This is a genomic window from Actinoplanes cyaneus (genome assembly GCF_016862095.1).
GTDB lineage: Bacteria > Actinomycetota > Actinomycetes > Mycobacteriales > Micromonosporaceae > Actinoplanes > Actinoplanes cyaneus.
This window is the reverse complement of sequence record NZ_BOMH01000004.1, coordinates 35880-61205: the sequence shown is the minus strand read 5'-3', so window position 1 is coordinate 61205 and position 25326 is coordinate 35880. Positions and strand designations below refer to the sequence as shown.

The 25326-nt window shown below is 71.4% G+C and carries 25 protein-coding genes; 19 read left to right on the top strand and 6 right to left on the bottom strand.

Annotation, left to right across the window (positions count from 1 at the left end; translation table 11 throughout):
* Positions 1-20 precede the first annotated feature (20 nt).
* From dop to Acy02nite_RS02935, 6 genes are all read left to right on the top strand, one after another.
* On the top strand, positions 21-1538 hold the full coding sequence (gene dop, locus Acy02nite_RS02960; protein WP_344819621.1) for a depupylase/deamidase Dop: 1518 nt from the start codon (positions 21-23) through the stop codon (positions 1536-1538).
* Positions 1539-1619: 81 nt separating this feature from the next.
* Positions 1620-1835 carry a ubiquitin-like protein Pup gene (locus Acy02nite_RS02955; protein ID WP_203738201.1) on the top strand — a complete coding sequence of 72 codons (216 nt, stop codon included), beginning with the start codon at positions 1620-1622 and terminating at the stop codon, positions 1833-1835.
* Between the two features lie 238 nt (positions 1836-2073).
* On the top strand, positions 2074-2916 hold the full coding sequence (gene prcB / locus Acy02nite_RS02950) for a proteasome subunit beta (RefSeq protein WP_203738200.1): 843 nt from the start codon (positions 2074-2076) through the stop codon (positions 2914-2916).
* A gap of 32 nt (positions 2917-2948) precedes the next feature.
* Positions 2949-3743, top strand: a complete 795-nt coding sequence (gene prcA, locus Acy02nite_RS02945) for a proteasome subunit alpha (protein ID WP_203738199.1) — start codon at positions 2949-2951, stop codon at positions 3741-3743.
* Between the two features lie 891 nt (positions 3744-4634).
* On the top strand, positions 4635-5993 hold the full coding sequence (gene pafA, locus Acy02nite_RS02940; protein WP_203738198.1) for a Pup--protein ligase: 1359 nt from the start codon (positions 4635-4637) through the stop codon (positions 5991-5993).
* 27 nt (positions 5994-6020) lie between these two features.
* The gene (locus tag Acy02nite_RS02935) at positions 6021-6212 is read left to right on the top strand and encodes a hypothetical protein (protein ID WP_203738197.1); all 192 of its coding nucleotides are present in this window, start codon (positions 6021-6023) and stop codon (positions 6210-6212) included.
* A 382-nt stretch (positions 6213-6594) separates the two neighbouring features.
* Here Acy02nite_RS02935 and Acy02nite_RS02930 read toward each other — a convergent pair whose 3' ends face one another.
* The gene (locus Acy02nite_RS02930) at positions 6595-7587 is read right to left on the bottom strand and encodes a hypothetical protein (RefSeq protein ID WP_203738196.1); all 993 of its coding nucleotides are present in this window, start codon (positions 7585-7587) and stop codon (positions 6595-6597) included.
* 53 nt (positions 7588-7640) lie between these two features.
* On the opposite strand from Acy02nite_RS02930, the gene Acy02nite_RS02925 reads away from it, so the two are divergent.
* Both Acy02nite_RS02925 and Acy02nite_RS02920 read left to right on the top strand, forming a co-directional pair.
* Positions 7641-8291 carry an O-methyltransferase gene (locus Acy02nite_RS02925; protein WP_203738195.1) on the top strand — a complete coding sequence of 217 codons (651 nt, stop codon included), beginning with the start codon at positions 7641-7643 and terminating at the stop codon, positions 8289-8291.
* A 36-nt stretch (positions 8292-8327) separates the two neighbouring features.
* Entirely contained in the window at positions 8328-9767 is a 1440-nt protein-coding gene (locus tag Acy02nite_RS02920; protein WP_239174135.1) for a GGDEF domain-containing protein, read from the top strand.
* Positions 9768-9780: 13 nt separating this feature from the next.
* Here the strand turns inward: Acy02nite_RS02920 and Acy02nite_RS02915 are convergent, their stop codons facing one another.
* Both Acy02nite_RS02915 and Acy02nite_RS02910 read right to left on the bottom strand, forming a co-directional pair.
* Positions 9781-10848, bottom strand: a complete 1068-nt coding sequence (locus Acy02nite_RS02915) for a DUF3866 family protein (RefSeq protein WP_203738194.1) — start codon at positions 10846-10848, stop codon at positions 9781-9783.
* A gap of 11 nt (positions 10849-10859) precedes the next feature.
* Entirely contained in the window at positions 10860-11867 is a 1008-nt protein-coding gene (locus Acy02nite_RS02910) for a cation diffusion facilitator family transporter (RefSeq protein ID WP_203738193.1), read from the bottom strand.
* A 68-nt stretch (positions 11868-11935) separates the two neighbouring features.
* Here Acy02nite_RS02910 and Acy02nite_RS02905 point away from each other — a divergent pair, with 68 nt between their 5' ends.
* From Acy02nite_RS02905 to Acy02nite_RS02875, 7 genes are all read left to right on the top strand, one after another.
* Positions 11936-12931 carry a helix-turn-helix transcriptional regulator gene (locus Acy02nite_RS02905; protein ID WP_203738192.1) on the top strand — a complete coding sequence of 332 codons (996 nt, stop codon included), beginning with the start codon at positions 11936-11938 and terminating at the stop codon, positions 12929-12931.
* Entirely contained in the window at positions 12928-13878 is a 951-nt protein-coding gene (locus tag Acy02nite_RS02900; protein ID WP_203738191.1) for a helix-turn-helix transcriptional regulator, read from the top strand. The genes Acy02nite_RS02905 and Acy02nite_RS02900 overlap by 4 nt, the downstream gene beginning before the upstream one ends.
* A 30-nt stretch (positions 13879-13908) precedes the next feature.
* A complete protein-coding gene (locus Acy02nite_RS02895; protein WP_203738333.1) occupies positions 13909-14151 on the top strand; it encodes a hypothetical protein in 243 nt (80 codons plus the stop codon).
* Positions 14152-14287: 136 nt separating this feature from the next.
* On the top strand, positions 14288-14665 hold the full coding sequence (gene tatA / locus Acy02nite_RS02890; protein ID WP_203738190.1) for a Sec-independent protein translocase subunit TatA: 378 nt from the start codon (positions 14288-14290) through the stop codon (positions 14663-14665).
* Between the two features lie 9 nt (positions 14666-14674).
* On the top strand, positions 14675-15643 hold the full coding sequence (tatC, locus tag Acy02nite_RS02885) for a twin-arginine translocase subunit TatC (RefSeq protein WP_239174133.1): 969 nt from the start codon (positions 14675-14677) through the stop codon (positions 15641-15643).
* Between the two features lie 36 nt (positions 15644-15679).
* On the top strand, positions 15680-16579 hold the full coding sequence (locus Acy02nite_RS02880) for a diacylglycerol/lipid kinase family protein (RefSeq protein ID WP_203738189.1): 900 nt from the start codon (positions 15680-15682) through the stop codon (positions 16577-16579).
* A 42-nt stretch (positions 16580-16621) separates the two neighbouring features.
* Entirely contained in the window at positions 16622-16822 is a 201-nt protein-coding gene (locus Acy02nite_RS02875; RefSeq protein ID WP_203738188.1) for a hypothetical protein, read from the top strand.
* 37 nt (positions 16823-16859) lie between these two features.
* On the opposite strand, the gene Acy02nite_RS02870 is transcribed toward Acy02nite_RS02875, so the two are convergent.
* The gene (locus Acy02nite_RS02870; RefSeq protein ID WP_239174131.1) at positions 16860-17585 is read right to left on the bottom strand and encodes an HAD family hydrolase; all 726 of its coding nucleotides are present in this window, start codon (positions 17583-17585) and stop codon (positions 16860-16862) included.
* Between the two features lie 86 nt (positions 17586-17671).
* Between Acy02nite_RS02870 and Acy02nite_RS02865 the strand changes: the two genes are divergently transcribed.
* The 3 genes from Acy02nite_RS02865 to Acy02nite_RS02855 all read left to right on the top strand — a co-directional run bounded on the left by Acy02nite_RS02865 (position 17672) and on the right by Acy02nite_RS02855 (position 22184).
* On the top strand, positions 17672-20431 hold the full coding sequence (locus tag Acy02nite_RS02865) for a DEAD/DEAH box helicase (RefSeq protein ID WP_203738187.1): 2760 nt from the start codon (positions 17672-17674) through the stop codon (positions 20429-20431).
* A gap of 572 nt (positions 20432-21003) precedes the next feature.
* Positions 21004-21834 (top strand): ATP-binding protein, encoded by an 831-nt coding sequence (locus Acy02nite_RS02860; protein WP_203738186.1) that lies wholly within the window; start codon positions 21004-21006, stop codon positions 21832-21834.
* Entirely contained in the window at positions 21831-22184 is a 354-nt protein-coding gene (locus Acy02nite_RS02855; protein ID WP_203738185.1) for an STAS domain-containing protein, read from the top strand. The genes Acy02nite_RS02860 and Acy02nite_RS02855 overlap by 4 nt, the downstream gene beginning before the upstream one ends.
* Positions 22185-22277: 93 nt before the next feature.
* On the opposite strand, the gene Acy02nite_RS02850 is transcribed toward Acy02nite_RS02855, so the two are convergent.
* Positions 22278-22658 (bottom strand): VOC family protein, encoded by a 381-nt coding sequence (locus Acy02nite_RS02850; protein WP_203738184.1) that lies wholly within the window; start codon positions 22656-22658, stop codon positions 22278-22280.
* A 10-nt stretch (positions 22659-22668) separates the two neighbouring features.
* Complete coding sequence (locus tag Acy02nite_RS02845; protein ID WP_239174129.1) at positions 22669-24435, bottom strand: AMP-dependent synthetase/ligase; 1767 nt, start codon at positions 24433-24435, stop codon at positions 22669-22671.
* 73 nt (positions 24436-24508) lie between these two features.
* Here Acy02nite_RS02845 and Acy02nite_RS02840 point away from each other — a divergent pair, with 73 nt between their 5' ends.
* Positions 24509-25306: an inositol monophosphatase family protein gene (locus Acy02nite_RS02840; RefSeq protein WP_203738183.1), complete on the top strand. Its 798-nt coding sequence runs from the start codon at positions 24509-24511 to the stop codon at positions 25304-25306.
* Positions 25307-25326: the final 20 nt, after the last annotated feature.

The window sequence follows — 25326 nt, the reverse complement described above, 5'->3', positions numbered from 1 at the left end:
GTGGCGGACAGGGTGGTCGCATGAGCGTTCGACGGATTATGGGCACCGAGGTGGAGTACGGTATTTCGGTCCCCGGCCAGCCCGGCGCCAATCCGATGGTCACGTCCTCCCAGGTGGTCAACGCCTACGGCGCCCGCCCCGAGCTCAACCGCAACGGCCGTGCCCGCTGGGACTACGAGGAGGAGTCCCCGCTGCGCGACGCGCGCGGGTTCACCTACTCCGGCGCCGCCTACGACCCCGCCGAGGCCCTGGCCGACGAGGACCTGGGCCTGGCCAACGTGATACTGACCAACGGCGCCCGCCTCTACGTCGACCACGCCCACCCGGAGTACAGCACGCCCGAGTGCACCAACCCGCTCGACGTGGTCAAGTGGGACAAGGCCGGCGAGCGCGTGATGGCGGAGGCGTCGCGGCGGGCCGCGTCGATCCCCGGCACGCACCGCATCCAGCTCTACAAGAACAACACCGACAACAAGGGCGCGTCGTACGGGTCGCACGAGAACTACCTGATGCGCCGGCAGACCCCCTTCGCCGACATCGTGGCGCACCTGACCCCGTTCTTCGTCACCCGGCAGATCTTCACCGGGGTCGGCCGCGTCGGCCTGGGGCAGGACGGTTCGGGCTCCGGGTTCCAGATCTCCTCGCGGGCGGACTTCTTCGAGGTCGAGGTCGGCCTGGAGACCACCCTCAAGCGGCCGATCATCAACACCCGCGACGAGCCGCACTCCGACGCCGACAAGTACCGCCGCCTGCACGTGATCATCGGTGACGCGAACCTGTCCGAGATCGCGTCGTACCTGAAGATGGGCACCACGGCCCTGGTGCTCAACATGATCGAGGAGAAGGTGTTCACCGGCGAGCTCGGCATCGCCGACCCGGTGAGCGAGCTCAAGTCGGTCAGCCACGACCCCTCCCTCAAGCACCTGATGCGGCTGCGCGACGGGCGCCGGCTCACCGCGCTCGATCTGCAGTGGGCGTACTTCGAGCGGGCCAAGGCGTTCGTCGACGAGCGTTACGGCGCCGACGTCGACGAGCAGACCGCCGACGTGCTCGCCCGCTGGGAGGACGTGCTCGACAAGCTCGGGCGTGACCCGATGCTCTGCTCCGACACGCTGGACTGGGTGGCCAAGCTGCGGCTGCTGGAGGGTTACCGCGAGCGGGAGAACCTGAACTGGTCCTCGCCCAAGCTCCAGCTCGTCGACCTGCAGTATGCCGATGTCCGCCCGGAGAAGGGGCTCTACCACCGCCTGGTCGCGCGCGGGTCGATGAAGACCCTGCTGGACCCGGAGGAGACCCGCCGCGCGATGTACGAGCCGCCGGACGACACGCGGGCCTACTTCCGCGGCCGCTGCCTCGCGCAGTACGCCTCCGAAGTGGTCGCCGCCAGCTGGGACTCGGTGATCTTCGATGTCGGGCGGGAGTCTCTCGTCCGGGTGCCGATGATGGAACCGGAGCGTGGCACGAAGAAGCACGTCGGGGCGCTCTTCGACACCTGCGAGAGTGCGAAGGATCTGCTCGAGGTGATCACCAGCCGGTGATGTGTTTTGTCATGGGCGCGAGGTAGGTTTTCCGTACCCGATGTTGGTTGAGACTTCGGGTGGCTGAGAAGGGGGACATCCATGGCAACCCGAGACACAGGTGGTCAGTCGCAGAGCGGCAAGAGCTCCAGCGATCAGGAGATCGAGGACGTCACCGTCGAGGCCAACCCTGAGGTAGCCGAGCGGCACGCGGAGATCACCGAGGACGTCGACGACCTGCTGGACGAGATCGACTCCGTCCTGGAGGAGAACGCGGAGGAATTCGTCCGCGGTTACGTGCAAAAGGGCGGCCAATAGCCCTGAATTGTCCGATTCGCCGGGCGTCCGTAATGGGCGCCCGGCTGTCGTAGGCGGTGTTTCGTAGCGCGCCCGATGTCAGGCGCGCTCCGGGCCCCGGCCGCACTACAAACGCGGCCTGCGCGGCGCGACACGAAAATGAGAGATCATCGCACTGGATGGGTGTGCGGGATATGGTGCTTCAACCGCAGCGGCGGCCCTTCCGCGCCGTTGCGATCACGTATCTGAAAGGAACCACGTGGCGACGGGCTTTGATCCATCCGGGCGACTTCCGGATTTCTTTCTCAACACGGGGACGTCCTCCTTCACGCAGTTCCTGAGCGCGGCGCACCCCGAACTCCTCCCGGGCCGGCGGCCGCTGCCTCCCGGCCTCAACGCGGGCGACGTCGCGCCGCACGGCACCACGATCGTGGCGATCGCGACGGCCGACGGTGTCGTGATGGCCGGTGACCGCCGGGCGACCATGGGCAACCTGATCGCCAGCCGGGATATCAAGAAGGTCCACCCCGCGGATGCCTACTCCCTGATCGGCATCGCCGGGACCGCCGGCATCGGCATCGAGCTGATCCGGCTGTTCCAGGTGGAGCTGGAGCACTACGAGAAGACCGAGGGCGCCATGCTCTCGCTCGACGGCAAGGCGAACCGGCTGGCCGCCATGGTTCGCGGCAACCTCGGCGCGGCGATGCAGGGCCTGGCCGTGGTCCCGCTCTTCGCCGGCTTCGACCTGGCGCCGGCCGCGGGCGTGCACGCCGGGCGCATCTTCAGCTTCGACGTGGCGGGCGGCCTCTACGAGGAGACCGGCTACGAGGCGATCGGCTCCGGCTCGCTGTTCGCCAAGTCGGCGCTGAAGAAGAAGTACCGTGCGGGCGTGAGCACCGAGGACGCGATCAGGCTCGCCGTCGAGGCGCTCTACGACGCCGCCGACGACGACACCGCGACCGGTGGTCCCGACCTCACCCGCAAGATCTTCCCGGTGGTGATGACCGCGACGGCGAACGGCACCCACCGGCTCAGCGACGAGGACATCACCGCGGTGGCCGAGCAGGTCGTCACCGGACGCATGGAGAACCCGGGCGGTTGATCCGCTACACGCGAGAGAGGAAGTAGCCACCCGTGGCCATGCAGTTCTACGCATCGCCCGAGCAGGTCCAGCGCGACCGCTCGGAGTACGCCCGCAAGGGCATCGCCCGCGGCCGGTCGGCCGTGGTCCTGTCGTACGAGGGCGGCATCCTGCTCGTCGCCGAGAACATCACCACCCTGCGCAAGATCAGCGAGATCTACGACCGGATCGCGTTCGCCGCCGTCGGGCGGTACAACGAGTTCGAGAGCCTGCGCCGGGCCGGTGTCCGGATGGCGGACACCATCGGCCTGACCTACGACCGGCGCGACGTGACCGGGCGGGCGCTGGCCAACGCGTACACGCAGACGCTCGGTGCGATCTTCTCGGAGACGCAGAAGCCGTACGAGGTGGAGATCTGCATCGCGCAGGTCGGTGCCACCCCGGAGCAGGACGAGCTCTACCGCATCATGTACGACGGCTCGGCCCTGGACGAGCCCGGCTTCATGGCCATGGGCGGCCAGGCCGAGGCGATCGCCACCGTGCTGCGCGAGCGGCATGACGTCAACGCCGACCTGAACACCGCCCTCGGCCTGGCCGCCGAGGCGCTGGGCAGCGTCGGCGGGGAGAACGGGCAGACCCGCACCCTCGGCGCCAAGCAGCTCGAGGTCGCGGTGCTGGACCGTCGTCGCACCGGCCGCACGTTCCGCCGGCTCGCCGACGCGACGCTGACGACGCTGCTCGGTCACGAGGAGGTGGCGGACGCGGATCTCGGTGAGACCGACGCCGCCCCGCCGGCGCCGGCCGACAGCAAGCCCACCGAGTCGGCCGCCTCGCAGGACACCGAGTAGGGGCGCTCGTTCGACGCTGAGACGGGCACGGCTGTCGGAGCCGTGCCCGTTCGCGTTTCCTCGGCGCGTGCGGGCCGACCCGCGCGCTCGCCCGCGGTGGCCCCGGCCGGCCCGCGCGTTCGCCTGCGGTAGCCCCGGCCGGCCCGCGCGTTCGCCCGCGGTGGCCCCGGCCGGCCCGCGCGCTCTGCCGTGGCCCCGGCCCACCCGCGCATACTCTGCCGAGGCCCGGCCGAGCCGCGCTCTCTCTGCCGTGGCCCGGGCTGACCCGCGCTCTCCGCCGTGGTTCGGGCCGCTGCCGCGCCGCGCGCGTCCGGCTGGCGCTGAGGGTTGTTTCCGGCGTCTTGTGTGACCCGTGAGTGCCAGCCGGGGCCGCGAGCTGTGTTGGTGGTCGGGTTGGTGGTGCGGCGCGGGGTGGCCCGGCTGGCGCTGACGGTTGTTTCCGGCGCGTTGTGCGACCGTGAGGGCCAGCCGGGGCCGCAGCCGGCTGCTGGTGTGGCGTGTGGCGGCCGGCTGGTGGTGAGGGTTGTTCACGGCGGGTCTGAGGACCGTGAGCGCGGGCCGCCGACCGTGAGCGCGGGCCAGCGACCGCGAGTGTCAGCCCGCGAACCGTGCGTGCCAGCCGGCGACCGTGCAGCCAGCCGTCGACCGTGCGGGCCAGCCGTCGATCGTGCGGGTCGGCCGTCGATCGTGCGGGTCGGCCGGGGATCGTGCGGGTCGGCTGGGGACCGTGAGCGGGGCTGAAGACCCGGCCGGTGGCGCGCCGCACGACCCGAAGCGCGGTCGATCTCGTCGCAGCTCGTGGCCGGGTAAGCACCACAAGCGATGACGAGCCTGATTCTTAGAGCCCCGTGGTAGCTGCCAATGCGCCCCGGATGCGGCTAGTGTTTCGTCATGGAACGGCGAATTTTCGGCCTCGAGACCGAGTACGGAGTCACGTGCACCTATCGGGGACAGCGGCGGCTGTCGCCGGACGAGGTGGCCCGCTACCTGTTCCGCCGAGTGGTGTCGTGGGGTCGCAGCAGCAACGTCTTCCTCCGCAACGGCGCCCGTCTTTACCTCGATGTCGGTTCCCACCCTGAGTATGCGACGCCCGAGTGCGACTCCGTCACGGATCTGGTCGCCCACGACCGGGCCGGCGAGCGGATTCTCGAAGGCCTGCTCGTCGACGCGGAGAAGCGTCTGCACGACGAGGGCATCGCGGGCGAGATCTACCTGTTCAAGAACAACACCGACTCCGCCGGCAACTCCTACGGCTGCCACGAGAACTATCTGGTCAGCCGCCACGGTGAGTTCGGCCGCCTGGCCGACGTGCTCATTCCGTTCCTGGTCACCCGGCAACTGATCTGCGGCGCCGGCAAGGTGCTGCAGACCCCGCGCGGCGCCGTCTTCTGCCTCTCGCAGCGCGCCGAGCACATCTGGGAGGGCGTCTCCAGCGCCACCACGCGCAGCCGCCCGATCATCAACACCCGCGACGAGCCGCACGCCGACGCCGAGCGGTACCGGCGGCTGCACGTCATCGTCGGCGACTCGAACATGAACGAGGTCACCACGCTGCTGAAGGTCGGCAGCGCGGACATCGTGCTGCGCATGATCGAGGCCGGCGTCGTGATGCGCGACCTCTCGCTGGAGAACCCGATCCGCGCCATCCGTGAGGTCAGCCACGACATCACCGGCCGCCGCAAGATCCGCCTGGCGAACAACAAGGAGGTCTCCGCGCTGGAAATCCAGCAGGAGTACCTGGCGAAGGCGACGGAGTTCGTCGAGCGCCGCGGCGGCGACCCGGTCGCCAAGCGCGTCGTCGAGCTGTGGGGCCGCGTCCTCAACGCGATCGAGAGCGAGAACCTCGACCCGGTCTCGCGCGAGATCGACTGGGTCTCGAAGTACAAGCTGATCGAGCGCTACCAGGCGAAACACGAGATCCCGATGTCGCACCCGCGGATCGCGCAGCTCGACCTGGCGTACCACGACGTGCGTCGCGGCCGTGGCCTCTACGCACTGATGGAGAAGCGCAAGCAGGTCGACCGGATCGCCAACGACCTGCAGATCTACGAGGCCAAGGAGACCCCGCCGCAGACCACGCGGGCCCGCCTGCGCGGCGAGTTCATCAAGCACGCCCAGGAGAAGCGCCGCGACTTCACCGTCGACTGGGTGCACCTCAAGCTCAACGACCAGGCGCAGCGCACGGTCCTCTGCAAGGACCCGTTCCGCGCCTACGACGAGCGCGTGGAGAGGCTCATCGCGAGCATGTGACGCCGCCGGGAGTAGGCTGGCCGGGCTATGACGACCCATCCCGGCCAGCCCGATCCCGAACAGATCCGGCAGCTCAGACGCCCCGACCGCCGCCGCGAGCGGATCCGCCGCCAGGTCCACCAGGCGCGCCACGGCCGCCAGATCGTCCCGACCTGGCTGATGGCGGCGATCCTCGGCCTGATCCTGGCCGGCTGGCTGTACTTGATCATCACCAAGTAGCGCACCAAGAAGATCAACTTCAAGATCTTCCTGTCCTGCGTCCGCTGTGGTCCGGATCGTCGCTCCCGCGGGGACCCTTCCGGGCCGAGCAGGGCGCTGGCGCGCCCAGAACGCTCAGCCCGCAAGGGCGATCTCCGCGGGTGGGCACGGTCAGAGCAGCAGACCCGCCGACGGCCGGCACCGATTCCGTCGGTGGCCGTGGCAGTCAACTCCAGTAGCGTGCCCGCTATCCCGAAACACCCGTCACGACCAGCCGGGCCGGCGCGGCTGGCTTTCCGGGGTGTGTCACGGGCGTGAAGGGCCTCTCACGGCCAGCCGGGTTGGTGGGGTTGGCTTTCCGGGGTGTGTCACGGGGTTGAGGGACCCCTGATGACCAGCCGGATCAGATGTCGTCGTCGGTCTCCGGATAGCCCGGATCACCCGGCTGAAGATCGTCCTCGGCCGGCAGCGGATACCGCGCGGCGATCGCGCCGATCTCGTCCCCGCGACCGGTCAGCGAGTAGTGCACCAGGATCGTGTGCCGTAGCCACCTGACCGCCTCGAAGTCCGGCGACGGCGCGGCGAACGCCGGCCCGATCCACTCCTCGGCGAGCGCGACCCCGGCCGGATCCCCGTGACCGCGGGCGCGGACCACCTCGACCCGGGCCCGGGTGGTCGCCGGGTGATCGGTGCCCAGGAGCCGTACATGGTCGGCCAGGATCCGCTCGGCCTCCCGCACCCGTTCGCCCTCCTGCCCGCCGAAGGCCTCGGCGAGGTCGGCGCGGAACTGGCGCGCGTCGACGGTCGAGGGATCCACCGGCCCGAGCCGGCTGTCGCGCTCGGCCGCGATCCGCTCCCAGCCGGCGATCGCCAGGCGACGATGCTCCCGGGCCCGCGCCGGATGATCCTTCTCGTACATGTGGCCCAGCCGGAGCCGGACCCACAGGGCGTCGGGCTCGGCGGCGAGCAGCGCTTCCAGGCCGCTGACGCAGCGATCGCGCAGCTCCGATCGGCCCGGCTCGGGCGTGAGCGCGGACAGCCGGGAGACGGCGTCCAGGGTGTCCCGGTGGAGCGGGCCGAGGACCCGCTCCCGTGTCGCCAGGGTCTCCTCGGCATCGGCCACCCACTCCGCCGGCGTGACGTCGTCACGCACCGCGAGGATCGCCGAGCGGGTCCGGAGCAGGTCCAGTTCGCCGGTGCCGGGCGTGGACCGCTGGAGGGCCAGGATCCGGTGCAGCTCGGCCAGGGCCAGCGCGGTCCATCGCCGTACGTCGGGATCGCCGTGTTGATTGTCCAGATACTGCTCGACGAGGCGGCGGCGCGCGTCCAGGTCCCGCGGGTCGGCGGCGATCGTGGCCCGCAGCGCGCGGATGCGGTCGAGGCGGCTGCGCAGCATGAGGCGCAGCGTAATCCTGGCGGTCCTGACGGGTTTGGGGCAGGCTGCGTGGTATGACGCAGATTCTTGGGCCCGGCATCGGGGAGTACTTGCTGGCGCACAGCGAGCCCGCGGACGACCTGCTGCGGGAGCTGGCTGCCGAGACCCGCGCCTCGCTGCCGGCGGAGTTCGCCGGGATGCAGATCGGTGCGGACGAGGGTGCCCTGCTCACGTTGCTGGTGAAGCTGACCGGGGTACGGTATGCGGTCGAGGTCGGGGTCTTCACCGGCTACTCGTCGATCTGCATCGCCCGTGGCCTGCAGCCCGGCGGTCGCCTGCTGGCCTGCGACGTGTCTCCGGAGTGGACCAAGGTCGCCCGGGAGTACTGGGTGAGGGCGGGCCTGGACGACCGGATCGAGCTGCGGCTGGCCCCGGCGGTCGAGACGCTGCGCGCGCTGTCGCCCGAGCCGGTGATCGACTTCGCGTTCGTCGACGCCGACAAGATCGGTTACCCGCAGTACTACGAGGAGCTGGTCACCCGGTTGCGCCCGGGTGGGCTGCTCGCGCTGGACAACGTGCTGCGCGGTGGCCGGGTGCTCGCGCCCGCCGAGCCGGCCGACCGGGCGATCGCCGGGCTCAACGACCGGATCGTCCGCGATGCCCGGGTCGAGTCGGTGATGTTGCCGGTGCGCGACGGAGTCACTCTCGTCCGCAAGCGGGATTGAACCCGATTAGCAACTGAACTGTCGTCTCCTGGATCGGTGACCAGGGGACGCTTCGCCGTGATGGCGGCCATCGCGATTGTGGCGTACCAGTTCCTGCCGGACGCCGGGTGGTGGACGACGATCTGGCAGGTGACGCTCGGGTGGGCCGCGGCCGGCGCCGTGGTGCTCGGCGCCCGGCGTCAAGCGCGCGGCGACCGTACCCCCTGGTGGTTCTTCGCCGCCGGCATCTTCAGCAACGTCGCCGGCATCGCGGTCGCGCATGTCAGCGAGGCCTGGTGGGGCCTGGTCGACCTGCCCACCCCGGCCGATCCGTTCTTCCTGATGCTGTATCCGGCGTTCGCGATCGGGCTGGCGCTGCTGATCCGGCGCCGCGACGAGTGGCGCAACTGGACCGCGCTGGTCGACGCGACCACCATCACCACCGGGTTCGGCCTGCTCGCCTGGGTGTACGTGATCGACCCGGTCAACGTGGCCGCCCAGATGAGCCGGCTGGCGCACGCCACGCAGGTCGCCTACCCGATCGGCGACCTGCTGCTGATCGCGATGATGACCCGGCTGCTGCGCGGTGGCGGCAACCGCGGGCCGTCGCTGTGGTGGACGTCCGGCGCGCTGGTGGCGCTGCTCATCGGCGACAGCGCCTGGGTCGTGATGGACAACATGGGCACGACCGGCCTGATGCTGGAGGACTCGCCGTGGGTAGGCCGCCTCGTGGAGTCGGTGTTCCTGACGGCGTTCTGCTGTGTCGCGGTGGCGGCGCTGGACCCGTCCGCCGCGCGTCTGGCGCAGCCGGCCGCCGAGCGGAGCGCCCGGCTCGGCCCCGGCCTGCTGGCGCTGCTCACCGGCGCCTCACTGATCGCGCCGGGCTTGCTCGCGGTGCAGCTGCACCGCGGTAGCGTCGACAACGGCTGGAGCATCGTGATCGGCAGCACGGCGCTGTTCCTGCTGGTGGTGGCCCGGATGGCAGGTCTGATCCGGGAGGTGGAGCGGCAGGCCCGGCAGGTCCGTGAGCTGGCCCGCTCCGACGAGCTGACCGGGCTGCCGAACCGCCGCGCCTGGAACGACGAGCTGCCGCGCGCCCTGGAACGGGCCCGTCGCGACCACGAGCCGGTGGCAGTGGCGATCGTCGACCTGGACCACTTCAAGCGGTTCAACGACGCGTACGGGCACCCGGCCGGGGACCGCCTGCTCAAGGCGGCGAGCGCGGCGTGGCACGGCACGCTGCGCAAGGTGGACCTGATCGCCCGGTACGGCGGCGAGGAGTTCGTGGTGCTGCTGCCCGGGGCGGACGCCGCGCACGGGCACGAGGCGCTGACCCGGATGCTCGGGGCGACCCCGCAGGGGCAGACGTTCTCGGCCGGGCTGGCCGTCTGGGACGGCGAGGAGACCTCGGATGAGCTGCTGCAACGGGCCGACCGGGCGCTTTACGCCGCGAAGGAGCACGGCCGCAACCGGATCGAGATGCCCGCCGCCGCCTGACCGATGCCGCGGGCTAGAGCAGCGACGCGGCGTGCCGGCCGGCGGCGGCCGCGGCCAGGAAGTACTGGTGGTCCTGGTCCAGCTTGCGGCCCATCGTCGACAGCGGCACCGGCGACGCCCGCAGCGCCGCGTCCAGCCCGTCGACCGGGACGCTGATCACGCGGTGGCGATCGCTCAGGAAGTCCAGATCGGCGGCCAGCTCGGCCTCGAGACCCGCCGGCACGGGCAGGTCCGCCCTGGTCAAGGCGACTTTCCCGTACGCCGTGAGGCTGTGGTGCGACACCCCGCGATGCCGTGCCCGCCCGTCCGCCCCGGAGATCCGCAGCGACCCGACCGGCCGCCCGCCGAGCACCCCGATCGCGTTGACCGCCTCGCCCACCGCCACCCCGGAGAACCCCCAGGTGGTGCCGGTCCCGAGGTTGCCCGGCCCCTGCGCGACGATCGTGACGTCGGCGTGCAGCACGTGGCGGGCCGCGAGCAGCCCGGTGTGCACGGTGCTCGCCTCCAGGTCGCCGCCGAACGCCTGCCCGGTCGTGACCGTCCCGGCCAGGTGCCCGGCCAGCCCGTCCAGCGTGCGGGAGAACCAGGCCGGCAGCGCCCCGCCGTCGGTCATCACATACACCACCCGCGCGCCGGGCCGGTCGGCGTGCACCCCGGCCAGGATCGCCGGCAGCGCCGAGTGCAGGTCGGCCGTGACCACGGGCATGTCGTCGAGCGACTCGGCCGCCGCCATGACCGCCCGGTGCGGGGAGGCCTCCTCGTCCACGCCGAGCAGGATCGGCTGCAGCGGCGTGTACCGCGCCTTGACCAGGTGACCGGAGTCGCGCGTGGTCCCGTCGTCGGCCGGGTCGGCGGGCAGCCGGTCGGGCAGGGCCACGACCAGTGCGTACCCCCCGGTGCCCAGGCCCATCACGAGCGCACCGACGTTGAGCAGCACCCGGTCGCCCGGCTCGGGGTAACCGACCAGCTCGGGGTAGGCCAGCGCACGGGTCAGGCCGTCACCGGTCTCGACGTCCAGCTCGACGGCCCCGCGCCAGCCACGTCGCACCGAAAGGACCGTCCCGGACCGCCACCGCACCATGGGAGTGGACCCTATAGGTCGAGGCCACCGTCGAGATGGTCGCGTCCCGGCTTCCCCCGGGTCGGGTCGAGGAACACGTACCTGATCTCGGGGAACCGCTCCCGCAGCCGCCGTTCCGCCTCGTCGGAGGCCGCCTCGATGTCCTTGCCGAGCGCCTCGTCGTCGAAGTCGACCTTGGCCGCGACCAGGATGTCGCCCGGCCCGATCTGCATGGTCAGCAGCGTCGGGATGCCGGTGACGACCGGGAGGGCGCGCAGGTCGGCGGCGATCTGGTTGTGGATCCGGCGCGGCACCGCCCGCCCCACCAGCAGCGACACGTTGCTGCTGGCCAGCACGAACGCGACCACCAGCAGGAGCAGGCCGATCACCACCGAGGCCAGGCCGTCCCACACGCCGGAGCCGGTGAGCTGCGTCAGCCCCAGGCCGGCGGCCGCGACCAGCAGCCCGATCAGCGCCGCCGAGTCCTCGAAGTAGACCGCCTTCACCGTGGTGTCGGCGGTGAGCCGCAGGAACCGGGTCGGTGTCGTGCGCCATCGGCGCGACTCGTCACGGACCTGACGGCGGGCCTTGAGGAACGAGGAGCCCTCGGCCACGAAGGAGACCGCCAGCACGAGGTACGACGCGAGGTAGGCACCCCCCGACTCGCCCTCGACGATCGTGATCACGCCGTGGTAGATAGAGAACCCGGCCCCGCCGACGAAGGTGAACAGGGCCGCGATGAAAGCCCAGACGTAACTCTCCTTGCCGTACCCGAACGGGTGTTCCTCGTCCGCCGGTTTTCCCCCTCGGCGCAGAGCCACGTACAGGAAGACCTCGGTGACCGTGTCGGCGAACGAGTGGGCGGCCTCGGAGAGCATCGCCGCCGAGCCGGAGAAGAGACCGGCGACCAGCTTCGCGACCGCGATGACCAGGTTCGCCAGACCGGCGAGGACGACCGTGCCGACGCTCTCGCTCTCGCCGCGCGGCTCGGTGTCGGGCAGCCCGGTGGGAGCGAGGTCGGGCTCAGGTGCGATTGTCACGCCCCGCAACGTTCCCCGCGGCGGTCACGAATAACGGTCGGGGAGTGTGAGCTGCTAGGTTTCCTGTCGTGTCGCGCACTCGTACCGAGCGCCTGGTGAACCTGGTGATCTGCCTGCTGTCCACGCGACGGTTCCTGACCGCCGCGCAGATCGCCCTGACCGTGCCCGGTTACGAGCACGACCCCGAGGATCCCCGGGACCACGAAGCCTTCCAGCGCAAGTTCGAGCGGGACAAGGCCGAGCTCCGTGAGCTGGGCGTCCCGCTGGAGATCGGGACCGCCAGCATCTTCGACCAGGAGCCGGGCTACCGCATCGCCCAGCGGGAGTACGCGCTGCCCGACATCCTGCTCGAGCCGGACGAGGCGGCCGCTGTCGGCATCGCCGCCCGGCTCTGGCAGCACGCCGGTCTCGCCGCCGCCGCGTCGTCCGGGCTGGCCAAGCTGCGTGCCGCCGGTGTCGAGGTGGACCCGCAGGCCACCCTCGGGGTCGAGCCGGTGGTCACTGTCGACCCGGCGTTCGGGCCGCTCACCTCGGCCGCCCGGGAGCGCCGTGCGGTCGGCTTCAAGTACCGGGTGCCCGAGGTCGACGAGCCCAGCGCCCGCCGGCTGGAGCCGTGGGGCGTGGTCTGCTGGCGCGGCCGGTGGTATGTGGTGGGGCACGACAAGGACCGCGACGCCACCCGATGCTTCCGCCTGTCCCGGATCGTCGGGGACGTCCGCACGACCGGCCGCCCCGGCGCGTTCACCCCGCCCGAGGGTGCCGACCTGATCAGTCACGTCGCCCGCAGCTCCGGCCCGATCGCCCGGAACGGCCGCGCGACCGTCACTGTCCGTCATGGTCGTGCCGCCGGTCTGCGTCGCCTGGCCCGCGAGGTGATCCCAGGCGAGGAAACCGACAAACTGCTCATCTCGTACGGCGATCCGGAGTGGCTCGCGTCGCGGATCGCCGGCTACGGCCCGGACGCCCGCGTGGAGGGTCCCCCGGAGCTGCGGGACGCGGTCATCCAGCAGCTCAAGGAGCTCGTCGCGCGGCACGAGCCGGTCACCCCGGCGGTGGCGTCGTGACCACGCCCCGGACCTCCGCCGACCGTCTCGGCCGGCTGCTGAACCTGGTGCCGTACCTGCTGGCCCGCCCCGGGATCCCGGTCGCCGAGGCCGCCGCCGACCTGGGCGTCACCGAGAAGCAGCTGCGCGAGGACCTGGAGCTGCTCTGGGTGTGCGGCCTGCCCGGTTACGGCCCGGGCGACCTGATCGACATGGCGTTCGACGGCGACCGGGTGACGATCAGCCACGACGCCGGCATCGACAAGCCGCTGCGGCTCAACCCGGACGAGGCGCTCGCCCTGGTGGTGGCGTTGCGGATGCTCGCCGAGACACCCGGCATCGGCGCGCGGGACTCGATCGAGCGGGCCCTCGCCAAGATCGAGAGCGCGGCCGGTGACCTGGCGGACGCCCCGGTCGCCGTGAAGCTCCCGGCCAACCAGGAGAAGCTGAACCGGGTCCGGGCCGCTGTCGACTCCGGGAAGGCGCTGCACCTGACGTACTACACGCCTGCGCGCGACGAGATCACCGAGCGGGTCGTCGACCCGATGCGGATGCTGACCGTCGGCACGTTCGCCTACCTCGAGGCGTGGTGCCGCCGCTCCGAGGGCACCCGGCTGTTCCGGATCGACCGGATCGACGCGTTCACCCAGCTCGACGAGCCGTCCCGGCCGCCGGTCGAGGCGGTCCCGCACGACGTCAGTGGCGGCGTCTTCCGCCCCGGCCCGGAACTGCCGCTGGTCACCCTGCGAGTCGGCCGCGGCGGCCGCTGGATCACCGAGTACTACCCGGTCGAGCAGGTCGTCAAGGACTCGGGGGAATGGCTGGTCACCATGCGCGTGACCGACCTGGTCTGGGCGCGCCGCTTCCTGGCCGGCCGGCCGGACGTCACCGTGGTCGGCCCGCCCGAGCTGGTCGAGCAGATCCGGGCCGCCGCCCACGCCGCGCTGGACCAGTACGCGGCGCCGTGACCGCCGTTTCGATAGGGTGACGCGGTGCTGATGTGGGTCTGGATCGCCGTCGCCGCGATCGCGCTGATCATCCTCGTGACGGCCGCTGCGCGGCTCTTCGGGCGGTTGTCCGAGCTGCGCCGGGCGGCCGGGAAGCTGCAACGCCGGCAGGAGGAGGCGATGCGCCTGCAGGCCGGTGCGGCGCGGCTCGAGCAGACCGTGTTCGGCCTGCAGCAACGTGCCGAGAAGGCCCAGGAGCAGGTGGAACAGATAAAGGCCGGCTTCGGCAGGTGAACTGAGCCGTTCAGGCTGCGTTGTCCGGGATGTCATCGGCTTCCCTCAGAATCTCGCAGCTTCCTGGGTGCAACATCGCCGGAATTGACACGTACGATGGACCCCGCAACCTGATCCGACCGACTGGAGTCTCCCCATGGGCGCCCTCAAGCCATGGCACATCATCTTGCTCGTCGTCGTCCTCGTGCTGCTCTTCGGCGCGAAGCGGCTGCCTGACGCGGCGCGTTCCCTCGGGCGCTCGCTGCGGATCATCAAGGCCGAGACCAAGGGCCTCGTCGACGACAACAAGGACGACAACCTGGCGGAGAAGGCCGACGCGCAGTATTCGCGGCAGCCCCTGCAGGGCGACGTCCAGCAGCCCGGCTACCAGCCCGGCTACCAGCAGCCCGGGTACCAGCAGCAGCCGCCGCCGGCCCAGGGCTACCAGCCGCAGCCGCAGCCGGGTTACCAGCAGCCTCAGCAGCCGCCGGCGCAGCCCTACGTCGACCCGGTGCAGCGCACCAACGATCGCTGACCCAGGACGATGGCTTCCCTGAGCCTGCGCCGTAACAAGGGGCCGAGCAAGTTCGAGCAGGCGTCCGACGGCTCGATGACGCTCATCGAGCACGTCCGGGAGCTGCGGAACCGGCTGTTCATCGCGTCGATCGGTGTCGTGCTCGGCCTGATCGTCGGCTTCATCGTTTCCGACTGGGTCTTCGACCTGCTCAGCGGTCCTTACTGCAATCTCGACACGTCGTGGGTGCTGAACAACAACGGCGTCGCGGAATGCAAGTATCTGACGCTCGCGGCCACCGACGGTCTGATCATCAAGCTCAAGATCGCTCTCTGGGTCGGCCTGATCCTGGGTGCGCCCGTCTGGCTGTACCAGCTCTGGGCCTTCGTCGCGCCCGGCCTGCACCGCCACGAGCGCCGGTGGGCGTACGTGTTCGTCGGGATCGCGGCGCCGTTGTTCGCCGGCGGCGCGGTGCTGGCGTACTTCGTGGTCCAGCACAGCCTGCAGTTCATCATGGATGCCGGCGTCCTGCAGGGTTCCCAGCAGCTCGAGGTCACGGCGTACATCGGGTTCGTCACCACGATGATCCTGCTGTTCGGTGTGGCGTTCGAGTTCCCGCTGATCCTGCTGATGCTGAACTTCACCGGCGTGGTCACCGCGAAACGCCTGCTCAGCTGGTGGCGCGTCGTGGTCTTCCTGTGCTTCGCGTTCGCCGCTGTCGCGACTCCGGACCCGGGCCCGTTCGGCATGGCCCTGCTGGCCTCCTGCATGGCGCTGCTCTACTTCGTGGCCATCGGCGTCGCCTTCCTCAACGACAGGCGCAAGGGTGTCGGCAAGGAGATCTACGCCGGGCTGAACGACGACGAGGTCTCCACCCTCGAGGAGGAGCGGGTCCCGGTCGGCGCGTCCGACCCGATCGGCGCACCCACGCCGGTCGAGGCTCCGGCGCCGGTGGCGTCCCCGCGTCCGATCGAGCGTCGCTTCGACGACATGACCTGACGACCCGGCGGTCACCTCGCTGTACTCTCTGCGGCTGTGACGACGGACTTCATCGCGGTGCTGGCCAACCCCCGGGCGGGGCGCGGCCGGCACCGCGGTCTGCTTCCGGGGGTCCTGCACGCGCTCGGCGCGGCGGGCAGACCCGTGCGACTGCTGGAGGCGGAGACCGGCGTCGCCGCTGAACAGGTCTGTCACCGGGCCGTCGCCGACGGGGCCGTGGCGCTCGTGGCGGTGGGCGGGGACGGCACCGTGCACCGGGCGCTGCAGGCCGTCGCGGGACGGCCCGTGGGGTTCGGAGTGATCGCGGCGGGCACCGGGAACGACTTCGCGACCGCCGTGGCCGTACCGGCGGATCCTCTGCTGGCGGCAGCCGGGATCACCGCGGCCCTCGAAGCGGACCGGCACCACCGGATCGACGCCGCCCTGGCGGCGGATGCCGCCGGGCGCGAACGCTGGTTCTGCGCCGTGCTTGCCGCCGGGTTCGACGCCCTGGTCAACGAATGCGCCAACCGGATGGCGTGGCCGCGCGGCCCGCGCCGCTACGACCTGGCGATCATGCTGGAGCTGGCCCGGCTGCGGGCGCGCACCTACACGCTGGAGATCGACGGCGAGACGCGGACCGTGCGGGCGGAGATCGTCGCGGTCGGGAACGCGGCCAGTTACGGCGGCGGCATGCGGATCCTGCCCGACGCGGAGCCGGCCGACGGGCTGCTCGACGTGATCTACGCCAGCCCGCTCGGGCGCGGCGGGCTGACCCGGCTCAAGCCGCGGCTGCGGCGTGGCACGCACGTCACCGATCCCCGCGTCACCGTGCTGCGGGCCCGGCACGTGCGGGTGCACGCCGAGGGGATCGTCGGCTACGCGGACGGGGAACGGCTCGGCCCGCTGCCGCTCGACGTGAAGGTTGTCCCGGGTGCGATCCGGTTGCTCCGCTGACTTGGCCGTCAGTTTCCCCGGGGACGACCCGAATCAGAGGGCATGGCGATGAACACGGTCTCCGGTAACGCGTCCTCGGTTGCTTCCCTGGCCAGCTCGGTCTTCGGCAACGCCCGTGAGGCGCTCAAGGCGATAGCGGACGCGGCCGCCAACCCCGAGTCCGGCGCCGACAAGGCCGCCACCAACCCGCCGTCCGGCGGCAAGGGCGTCCGCCGCGGCACGGTCCTCGACCGCTACCTCTGACCAGCCCGGCAAGCGAGGTGGCCGGCGGTGGCGGGCGTCAGATGCAGCCGGCGAGCGCGAGCGTCGCGCCCAGGCCGTTGGCGTGTCCCGCGTCGGCGGCGGGCAGGACGAGAGCGGCGCACCCGGCCCTGACCGCACCGGCGTCGGCCGGGGTGTCACCGACCATCAGTGTCCGTTCCGGGTCAGCGCCGAGCATGCCGCAGGCGCGCAGGAAGATCGCCGGGTCGGGCTTCGTCCGGCCCACCTCGTAGCTCAGCGTGAACGCGTCGACCAGCCCGTCCAGCCCCCAGTGGGCGAAATGCGGCCGGATGTCGAATCCGATGTTGCTGACCACCGCGATCTTGATCCCGGCGTCGTGGAGTTTGCGCAGGGTGGGCTCGGTGTCCGGGTACGGCAACCAGCCGTCGGGCCGCAGCAACCGGTCGTAGAGCGCGTCGGCAAGCCCCTCCACGTCGGTGTGCACGGTCGAGGCCAGGCCCGTGAAGGCGGCGCGGTGACTGTGCTCGTAGAGATCACGATCGGCCCAGTGCTCGGCCAGCTGCGGTGGCACGCGATGCGGCAGCGGGCCACCGGCGCGCCCGGCGGTGACCAGGCGGTCCGCCAGAATCGTGGCCCTGCCCCGGTCGAGTGCGGCGCCGCAGGCCGCGGCGGCTGCCACGACCCAGGTCACCGGGTCCTCGACCTGGGCCAGAGTGCCGTGGAAGTCGAACAGGACGGCTTCCACGAGCCGCGCGGACTGGGGAGGTTCGGTGGCATGCGGCACTCGTGCACCTTACCGATGCCGGGTTTGCCTCCTGACGGCCACTACCGTGTCGCAAATTGTCACACCCGCGAACTAGGCTTCTGTTCATGACTAGTCCCGCCGAGAAGTATGCGGAATCCAAGCGGCGGGCGGCGCGGGTCGCCTCGTTCCCGGCGCTCGACGACTTCATGCTTGACGTGGGCTTCGATCTGGACGACTTCCAGCGCGAGGCGTGCGAGGTCCTGGAGCGGGGCAACGGCGTGCTGGTCTGCGCGCCGACCGGTGCCGGCAAGACCGTGGTCGGCGAGTTCGCGGTGCATCTGGCGCTACGGTCGGGGCAGCGCAAGTGCTTCTACACGACGCCGATCAAGGCGCTGTCCAACCAGAAGTTCCACGATCTCGTCGAGCGGTACGGGCCGGAGAAGGTCGGCCTGCTCACCGGCGACAACGTGATCAACGCGGACGCGCCGGTGGTCGTGATGACCACCGAGGTGCTGCGCAACATGCTCTACTCCGGCTCGACCCAGCTGAAGAACCTCGCGTATGTGGTGATGGACGAGGTGCACTACCTGGCCGACCGGTTCCGCGGCGCGGTCTGGGAAGAGGTGATCATCCACCTCCCGGCCTCGGTGACCCTGGTGTCGCTGTCGGCGACCGTCAGCAACTACGAGGAGTTCGCCGACTGGCTGGTCACCGTCCGCGGCGAGACCGAGGTGGTGGTCAGCGAGCACCGGCCGGTCCCGCTCTGGCAGCACATGCTGGTCGGGCGGCGGATGTTCGACCTGTTCCACGACGCGGACGCGGCCAAGAAACACGACGTGCACCCCGAGCTGCTGCGCTACGCCCGCGAGATGGAGCGCCGGCTGGAGATGGGCGCGAGCGCCGGCGGGTGGAACGGGCGCGGTGGCCGCGGCAAGCGCTGGCAGCCGCCGCCGCGCGCCGAGGTCGTCGACCGGCTGGAGCGGGCCGGGCTGCTGCCGGCGATCCTGTTCATCTTCAGCCGCGCCGGCTGTGACGCCGCTGTCCAGCAGATCCTCGGCGCCGGCCTGCGCCTGACCGACCCGGAGGAGCGCGCCGAGATCCGGCGGATCGCCCAGGCCAAGGTCGCCGGCATCCCCGCCGAGGACCTGTCGGTCCTGGGTTACTGGGAGTGGCTCGACGGGCTGGAGCGGGGCGTCGCCGCGCACCACGCCGGCATGCTGCCCGCCTTCAAGGAGGCGGTCGAGGAGTGCTTCGTCAACGGCCTGGTCAAGGCGGTCTTCGCGACCGAGACGCTGGCGCTGGGCATCAACATGCCGGCCCGCTGTGTCGTCCTGGAGCGCCTGGTCAAGTTCAACGGCGAGGCGCACGTCGACCTCACCCCGGGGGAGTACACGCAGCTCACCGGTCGTGCCGGGCGCCGGGGCATCGACGTCGAGGGCCACGCCGTCGTCCTCTGGAGCCCGGAGGTCGACCCGCGGCACGTGGCCGGTCTGGCCTCCACGCGCACCTATCCGTTGCGGTCGTCGTTCCGTCCGTCGTACAACATGGCCGTGAACCTCGTCGGCTCGGTCGGGGCGGAGAAGTCCCGTGAGCTGCTCGAGTCGTCCTTCGCCCAGTTCCAGGCCGACCGCTCGGTGGTCGGCCTGGCGCGCCAGGTGCAGCGCAACGTCGAGACCATGCAGACGTGGGGCGAGGACGCCGCCTGCCACCACGGCGACTTCGACGAGTATTTCGGGCTTCGCGTGGCGATCGCCGACCGGGAGAAGTCCCTGGCCCGGCAGGGGGTCGCGCAGCGCCGCTCGGCCGCCAACGACTCCCTGGCGAAACTCCGCGTCGGTGACGTGATCCGGGTCCCGCAGGGCCGCCGTTCCGGCCTGGCCGTGGTCCTCGAGCCGGCCGCCGGCGGGTTCGGCGAGCCGCGCCCGCTGGTCCTCACGCAGGACCGCTGGGCCGGCCGGGTCAGCCCGGCCGACTTCGGCGGTGAGGTCGAGGTGCTGAGCCGCCTGCGCGTCCCGAAGAACTTCAACCACCGCTCCCCGGGCGCCCGGCGCGACCTGGCCGCCCAGGTCAGCGGCACCGGGCTGGACCGGCACCCGGATCGTCGCCGTGGCGGCCGCAGCAAGGCGAACCCGGGGGAGGACGCCGAGATCGCCCTGCTCAAGGTCCAGCTGCGGCAGCACCCGTGCCACGCCTGCCCGGACCGGGAGGAGCACGCCCGCTGGGCCGAGCGCCGGCACCGGCTGCTGCGCGACACCGACCAGCTGCGCGACAAGGTGGCGGGCCGCACCGGCTCGCTCGCCCGTACCTTCGATCAGGTCTGCTCGGTCCTCACCGCGCGCGGCTACCTGTCGGGCGACGGCGAGGTCACCGAGGCCGGCCGGATGCTGGGGCGGATCTGGTCCGAGGCCGATCTGCTGGTCGCCGAGTGCGTGCGGCAAGGTGTGTGGGACGGGCTCGACCCGGTGGAGCTGGCCGCCGCGGTGTCCATGGTGCTCTACGAGTCCCGCCGTGAGGGGGAGGACCGGGCGTCGGTGCCGAAGGGCGCGATCAGCGGCGCGGTCGACGCCTGCGCCAAGTTGTGGACCGAGATCGCCGCCGAGGAGAGCGAGCACGGGCTGTCGCTGACCCGCGAGCCCGACCCGGGCTTCGTCTGGCCGATGTACCGCTGGGCGCGCGGGGAGCCGCTGGCCAAGGTGCTGGCGAGCGGGCACAACTACGACGCGGACATGCCGGCCGGTGACTTCGTCCGGTGGGCGCGGCAGGTGCTCGACCTGCTCAGCCAGATTCGCGAGGCGTCCGGCGCGTCGCCCGGCGTGAAGGAGACCGCGCGTAAGGCGATCACGGCCGTGAACCGGGGGGTGCTGGCCTACCAGAGCGGCATGTGAGCCGTTCGTTGAGCTGACCCCGGCCCGGGGCCGCTGAGGCGCGCCGGGCCGGGGGCGGACCGGTGCCGCGCGGGGTTCGGGCGGGGCCGGACCTGTGCCGCGTGAGGTACGGGCGGGAGCGGCGGGGCACCATGGGGGTGCGGGGTCGTGGGCGTTGGCCGGCTCCGCGTTCCCGGACGGGCCCGATGCGCTCGGGGAGGTCTCGGAGAACGGCCGTCGCGAGCCCACAATCCCGGCCGTCGCGGGCGCGCAACCCGGGCGTCCCGGGGCCCGCAACCCGGTCGTCGCGGGGCCCGCAACCCGGTCGTTGCGGGCGCGCAACCCGGGGCGTCGTGGGATCGGCTGACGCTTTTCGCAGTTCGGCGGACGCCGCCGGACCCGCGCGCCATAATCCATAGACATACGTCTATGTTTACTGCTGGGCCCTGTTTGATGGCCGGCGGGGGCGGGCGGCCCGCAGGTGCGGTCATCGGCGCATGGTGAATCTGCGTTGACGGTGTCTTTGGGACGATTCAAGAATTGCGGGCGATAGTGATGAATGTCGTTGCGTGCGTCTGCCGGAGGAAGGGGACATGGCCGCGGACTCGCCGCATCTGATCGGGTGGTCCGGAGAAGCAGTGGACGAGTCGGTGATGGCCGTCATCGATCCGGACACCGCGATCATCGAAGTGGCCCTCTCCGGCCCCTGGGACCGGTCGTTGTCCTGGCGGGCCCGGACAGTGCTGGACAAGTGCCTGGCCGAGCACCCCACCGGCCTGATCGTCGACCTGCACCGGCTCGACGACCGGCAGGCGGTCAGCGCGCCGCTCTGGCTGACCCTGTGCGCGCAGGGCGCCGCGATGCAGCCGCCGATCGCGATCGAGGTGTGCCTGCCCGCGGCGGTCCCGCTGGCCCGGCGGCTGCGGCGGCTCGGTGCCCGGGACTGGCTGGTCATGTACGGCTCGGTCCAGCAGGCCCGCACCGCCCTGGCGCACCGCCGCCCGCTGATCGACCGGATGCACCTGGCCCTGCCGCCGGACCCGGGTGCCGCGGTGCTGGCCCGTTCACTGGTCAGCGACGCGTGCCGCGGCTGGGACCTGCCGCACCTGCTGCAGCGCGGCCGGCTGGTCGCCTCCGAGCTGGTGGTGAACGCGGCCGAGCACGCCGGCACCGACATCGAGATGATCGTGTCGCCGCGCGGTGAGGGGGCGGGCGCCGGCCTGCACCTGGCCGTCTACGACGGGGATCCGGGGCTGCCCCGGGTGCGCGACCCGGTCCCCGGCCCGCTCGGCCCGTCGCTGACCGATCGCGGTCTCGGACTGCGGATCGTGGACGCGGCGGCGTCGGCGTGGGGTGCGCTGCCGGCGCGAGGCGGGAAACTGGTATGGGCGATCCTGCGCGACCGGCCGGAGGTTCCGTCATGACCCCTGATCCCAGCTTCGCGGGCACCAGGATCGCCGGCGCGCGCAACGGCGACCGGTTGATCATCCGCTTGCAGGGCAGCCTGGACGCGATGTCGGTGACGGCCCTGCAGACCCAGTTGTACGACCTGACCCGGGTGTACGACGTGCTCGGCCTGATGGTTCCGGTCCGGCAGATCCACATCGACGTCGCCGAGGTGGACTTCTGCGACGCGGCCGGGTTGCGGATGCTCGTCGCGGCGCGCCGGGTGGCCGGTGCGCGGGACGCGACGTGTCATCTGCGCAATCCGCAGCCGCATCTGCGCTGGTTGCTGCGCGCCACGCGGGCCGCCGACCTGTTCAGCCTGGAATGACGCGCCGCCTCAGCGGAAGCATGGAGTGACACGCCGCCTCGGCGGAGGCGTGGGGTGGCGCGCCGGGCCGGAAGGCGTGGCGGGGGCGAGCGTTTACGGCCAGGACTTGGCGTCGGCGTCGAAGACCTCCGACGGGCTCTGCACCGGCACCACGCACACCAGGTGACCGCCCGGCGCCCGCAGGATCTTGTGGCCGCCGTTGTCCGTGACCAGCGTCGCGCCGAGCGCCAGCAGCCGCTCCGCCTCCGCCTGCACGTCGTCGGTCTCGATGTCGAGGTGGATCCGCGCCTGGTCGTCGACGGACTGGACGACCATCGCGAAGCCCGCGACGGTCCCGGTGACCCGCGTGTACTCCGGCTCGTCCGCCGACTGCCTCGCCGACCCGCCCAGCGCCGCGGCCCAGAAGTCCGCGGCGGCGGCGGCCGAGGAGGCCGGGGTGTCGACGAGCATTCCGAACAATCGACTACGATGCATGCCCCCGACTCTACGCGTAGAGATCGTCCAGCACCGGGCCGTACCGTTCCTCGATCACCCTCCGGCGCAGCTTCAGCGACGTGGTCAGCTCGCCGTTCTCGATGCTCAGCGGCTCGTCGAGAACGGCGAACCGTTTGATGGTCTCCCACGGGTTGAGCGTCGCGTTGAGCCGGTCGACGTGCGACTGCAGCACCGTTCGCAGCTCGGCGGACCGGGCGACCGAGGAGGCGTCGAGCCCGTGCGCCGCGGCGAACTTCGCGGCCTCGTCCGGGTCGAGGTCGATCAGCGCGGTGATGTACTTGCGCTTCTCCCCGTGCACCATGACCTGCCCGGCGAGCGGGCAGATCGCCTTGAACCGCGACTCCAGGGTCTGCGGCGCCACGTACTTCCCGTTCGAGGTCTTGATCAGGTCCTTCTTGCGGTCGGTGATCCGCAGCGACCCGCCCGGCGTGATCTCTCCGATGTCCCCGGTGTGCAGCCACCCGTCGACCAGCGCCGACCCGGAGTCGATCCCGTGGTAGCCCTGCATCAGGCCCGGCCCGCGCAGCAGGATCTCACCGTCCTGCGCGATCCGGACGGAGGTTCCCGGCAGGGGCCTGCCGACGGTCCCGTACTCGGGGCGGTCCGGTCGGTTGAAGACCGTCGTGGCGCACGACTCGGTGAGCCCGTAACCCTCGGCGATCGGCAGCCCGATCGTCCCGAACCACCGCGCGATGTCGGGCGACAGCGCCGCCGCCCCGGAGATGAAGAACCGCATCCGCCCGCCGAACCGTGCCCGCACCCGCGCCAGCACGAGCCGGTCCGCGATCCGGAACCGCAGGCCGGACCTGCGCTGCTCAGCGACCTTCACGGCCCAATCCAACAGCTTCTTCTGTACGCCGTCAGCAGCGCTCACCGCCGCGTACACCTTCTCGAAGATCCGCGGCACAGCCGGCATGATCGTCGGCTGGACCTCACCGAGCCGTTGCACGATCCGGCTCACGTCGCCGTCCACCGCGAACGGGAAACCGGCCGAGATCTGGCAGCTCAGCAGCGCCTTGCCGAACGCGTGCGACAGCGGCAGCCACAGGTAGCCCAGGTCCTCGGGGTGCACGATGCCCATCGCCTGGATTGCGAGCCCCTGGTAGATCCACGCGCGGTGCGCCACCCGGACGCCCTTGGGCAGTCCCGTGGTGCCGGAGGTGTAGATCAGCGTCGCCAGGTCGTCCGGCCGCACCGCGGCGACCGCGGCGCCGACCGGCTCCGTCGTGCCGAGCTCGCGCAACTCGGCGAGGGTGAGCACGCGCGGGTCGTCGGAGGCGCCGGTGATCAGCACGGCGCGCTCCACGGTCGTACCGGGGAACAGGATCTTGGAAAGCGAATCGGGGCTCTCGACGACGGCGAAGCGGCTGCCGGAATCGGTCACGATGTGCGCGACCTCGTCGGGCGAGGACGACGGGTACACGGTGGTCGTGGCGCCGCCCGCGCACATCACGCCGAAGTCGGCCTCGATCCACTCGACGCGGGTGCCGCTCATGATCGCGACCCGGTCCTCGGGCCGCAGGCCCAGCGCGAGCAGCCCGGCTGCGATCTCGGTCACCGCCCGCGCGGTCTGTGCCCAGGTCTGCCCCACCCAGCCGTCCGGGCCCGGTCGCAGATAGGCGATCGATTCCGGGGTCTGGGCCGCACGCTGCAGGAACATCGCCCCGAACGACTCCGGCTCGTGCTCCTGGAGCCTCGCCAGCGTCGCCTCTTCGCCGGCCGGTGCCGTGCACGTCTGCGTCATTCTCTCCGCCATGTTCCGCCCACCTTCCCATGCCGTTTCGCCGTCACCCGACAAGTCCTTGCCGGGCACCAGGCAGGATGAACCGGTGGAGACAGATGTGGAACTGGCCCAGCGGGCCGCGCTGATCGGGGCCGCGGAGGCGCTTCGCCACTTCGCGGTGATCGCCGACCTGCCGCAGGAGCGCAAGAAGGACGGGTCCGTGGTGACCGTCGCCGACCGGGCGGTGGAGACCGTGATCCGCGACGTGCTGACCGCGGCGCGGCCGGACGACGCCATCCTCGGCGAGGAGCACGGCGAGACCGCGAGCGGCAACGGGCGGCGCTGGATCATCGACCCGATCGACGGCACCGCGCTGTTCGTGCGGGGGGACGACCGGTGGCTGGTGCTGATCGCCCTCGAGGTGGACGGTGTCGTGACCGCGGGCGTGCAGATCGTCCCGGCTCAGGGGCTCGCCTGGTGGGCCGGGCGCGGTCAGGGGGCGTACCGGGGAAAGGTCGTGAACGATCGTCTCGTCGACGCCGAGCGGATCCACGTGTCGGGCGCGCGGCCGGACGTGAGCTCGGCGCGGCTCGGCGTGGTGCCGATCGACTGGGGGCGCGAGGTCGCGGCGCCGCTGGTCGAGGTGGCCGCCGAGGAGCCGTGGCCGGTGCATCCGCCGCTGCTGGTGGCGCAGGGCGATCTCGACGTGGCGGTGCAGACCAGCGGGCAGATCTGGGACTTCGCGGCGAGCTCGGTGATCATCCCGGAGGCGGGCGGCGTGTTCCGCGGGCTCGACGGGCAGGAGCGGCCGGGCGCGGGGCCGTTCGCCTTCGCCAGCAACGCCGAGCTGCTGGAACAGGCGCTCGCCATCCTTCGCGGAGAGAATGCGCAAATGGTCCGATAAGCCGATCGATCGGTGCCCAT

Bases quoted from the DNA above. Each gene is read 5' to 3' on its own strand.
- Acy02nite_RS02850 (WP_203738184.1), bottom strand. From the start codon at position 22,658: ATGCATCGTAGTCGATTGTTCGGAATGCTCGTCGACACCCCGGCCTCC.
- Acy02nite_RS02955 (WP_203738201.1), top strand. From the start codon at position 1,620: ATGGCAACCCGAGACACAGGTGGTCAGTCGCAGAGCGGCAAGAGCTCC.
- Acy02nite_RS02935 (WP_203738197.1), top strand. From the start codon at position 6,021: ATGACGACCCATCCCGGCCAGCCCGATCCCGAACAGATCCGGCAGCTC.
- Acy02nite_RS02860 (WP_203738186.1), top strand. From the start codon at position 21,004: ATGGCCGCGGACTCGCCGCATCTGATCGGGTGGTCCGGAGAAGCAGTG.
- Acy02nite_RS02915 (WP_203738194.1), bottom strand. From the start codon at position 10,848: ATGGTGCGGTGGCGGTCCGGGACGGTCCTTTCGGTGCGACGTGGCTGG.
- Acy02nite_RS02930 (WP_203738196.1), bottom strand. From the start codon at position 7,587: ATGCTGCGCAGCCGCCTCGACCGCATCCGCGCGCTGCGGGCCACGATC.
- Acy02nite_RS02895 (WP_203738333.1), top strand. From the start codon at position 13,909: ATGTGGGTCTGGATCGCCGTCGCCGCGATCGCGCTGATCATCCTCGTG.
- Acy02nite_RS02875 (WP_203738188.1), top strand. From the start codon at position 16,622: ATGGCGATGAACACGGTCTCCGGTAACGCGTCCTCGGTTGCTTCCCTG.
- Acy02nite_RS02855 (WP_203738185.1), top strand. From the start codon at position 21,831: ATGACCCCTGATCCCAGCTTCGCGGGCACCAGGATCGCCGGCGCGCGC.
- tatC (WP_239174133.1), top strand. From the start codon at position 14,675: ATGGCTTCCCTGAGCCTGCGCCGTAACAAGGGGCCGAGCAAGTTCGAG.
- Acy02nite_RS02845 (WP_239174129.1), bottom strand. From the start codon at position 24,435: ATGGCGGAGAGAATGACGCAGACGTGCACGGCACCGGCCGGCGAAGAG.
- pafA (WP_203738198.1), top strand. From the start codon at position 4,635: ATGGAACGGCGAATTTTCGGCCTCGAGACCGAGTACGGAGTCACGTGC.
- Acy02nite_RS02865 (WP_203738187.1), top strand. From the start codon at position 17,672: ATGACTAGTCCCGCCGAGAAGTATGCGGAATCCAAGCGGCGGGCGGCG.
- Acy02nite_RS02925 (WP_203738195.1), top strand. From the start codon at position 7,641: ATGACGCAGATTCTTGGGCCCGGCATCGGGGAGTACTTGCTGGCGCAC.
- dop (WP_344819621.1), top strand. From the start codon at position 21: ATGAGCGTTCGACGGATTATGGGCACCGAGGTGGAGTACGGTATTTCG.
- tatA (WP_203738190.1), top strand. From the start codon at position 14,288: ATGGGCGCCCTCAAGCCATGGCACATCATCTTGCTCGTCGTCGTCCTC.